Source organism: Nitrobacter sp. 62-13 (assembly GCF_001896955.1).
In the GTDB taxonomy this organism is placed as follows: Bacteria; Pseudomonadota; Alphaproteobacteria; order Rhizobiales; family Xanthobacteraceae; genus Nitrobacter.
Window position 1 is genome coordinate 1 of sequence record NZ_MKRN01000196.1, and the last position, 1,622, is coordinate 1,622.

Annotated in this window: 1 protein-coding gene; it reads right to left on the reverse strand. The window is 66.8% G+C overall.

Going from position 1 to position 1,622, the window contains the following annotated elements:
- Nucleotides 1-267: 267 nt before the first annotated feature.
- On the reverse strand, nucleotides 268-1,622 hold a 1,355-nt coding region (locus BGN91_RS14985), incomplete at its 5' end, for a CopD family protein (RefSeq protein ID WP_292614478.1).

A 1,622-nucleotide genomic window follows, 5' to 3' on the forward strand; every position in this document is an offset into this window, starting at 1 on the left:
TGCCCGCCCGCAGCATCAGCCGGTGCGAGACGATCTCGGCTTCCTTCGGAGTTTCCTTCAGGATCGGCAAAAAGAACCGCGACAAACGCATGGGCAGGCCTGAGAATCGCTTCGGGATGGGAACGCTTGCAGTGAAACCGGATCGGCTGACAAAATACAAGGGTCTGCGGGAGGACAAGCCGCGCGAAAGCGGCGGAATTCCGCCCGGCCCGGACAATTTATATGTCCGGTTCGCGGGACACTCCCGGAGTTGCCAGAGACTTCGTTTTATTTGATCTGAATCTCGGTCTCGGCATGGACCTGGTCGAAATCCGAGATCAGCACGTCGAGCGCAAGGGTCCAGCGTCCGGCAATGGGGACGGCCATCGACGCCTGCCACTGTCCATCGCCCAGCGATCGCGCTTCCGTGATCGATGGCTCGATGCCGTTGTCGGGACTGGACAGCGAGACGGATACACCCTTGGCGGAGAGCAATTCCTCGTCCGGCGTCCGCAACTGGATTGCAATGCTGACAGGCCCGGCGCGGCCCGGCGACATCGTAACATCCGCCATCATTCGTCCGGTATGAATGTGCGTGAAGAAGGGTGGGGCCGCGACCATCAGCGCCCGCGGCGGCGGGGTGAAGCGCCAAAGGCCGACGACGCCGAGGATAGCAGCCACCAGCACCAGTTCGGCGACGATCGTCCGTCGCATGTGACGGCGCGGCGCGGCCCCGCCCTGCCCGATCCGCGGCGTCAGATACAGGCGATTCCAGAGCGCGATCGCCAGCAGCAATGCCACGAGCACGAGCTTGACCGTGAGGACGCGGCCATAATTCGTGGTCCAGAGCGCATCCACCCGCTCAAGCTGCACGACCGCGAGCAGCAGGCCGCTCGCCAGCAGCGCGGCGACGGCGAACGGGATGACGCGCGAAAACCGCATCAGAACATCGCTCGCGGTCTGGCGGGGTTGGCCCATCGCCAGCGCGAGCGGTATCAGCGAGCCGACCCAGAACGCCAGAGCAGCGCCGTGCGCGAACACCGCGGGCGCGGTGAGCCATCGCGGCGAGGCGGTGGCAGCGTGACCGGTTGCCGCCAGTGCCAGTCCGACGCCGACCAGGGCGCCGAGCGACATTACCCTTGCGCCGACGTCACCCGCCCGGTGCGACCACAGGGCCAGAAGCAAGGCAGCGGACGCGATCGCGGCGGACAATCCGAACGAGCCGCGAGCGCCGCTGGCCCAGACCTCCGCGTCAGGTAACGACGACGGGGACAATCCCATCGCGTCCAGCCCCTGTAGTCCGACCGAGAACGCCAGCGCGGCCAACGCGATCAACTCGACACTGCTTCCGATCACGCGCATTGCCGGCGCGGACGGCGCCCGTATCCAGGCAACGAAGAATGCGCCGCCGGCGCCGACGAACAGACCGACATAGATCGCCAGCCGCGCCAGCCAGATCGCACCGCGCAACAGCGCATCGTTCGAGCGCACCGCCTGCGGCGCATCCACGTCGCGCCGGCCGACCCAGAACGTTATGGCGCCGCCCACCGGATGACCGTCCGCCGAGGCCACCCGCCAACTGATGACATGCGCGCCATCGCCCGAGATCGGCGGTGGCGTGAGGATGAGTTGCGCGCCGTCGC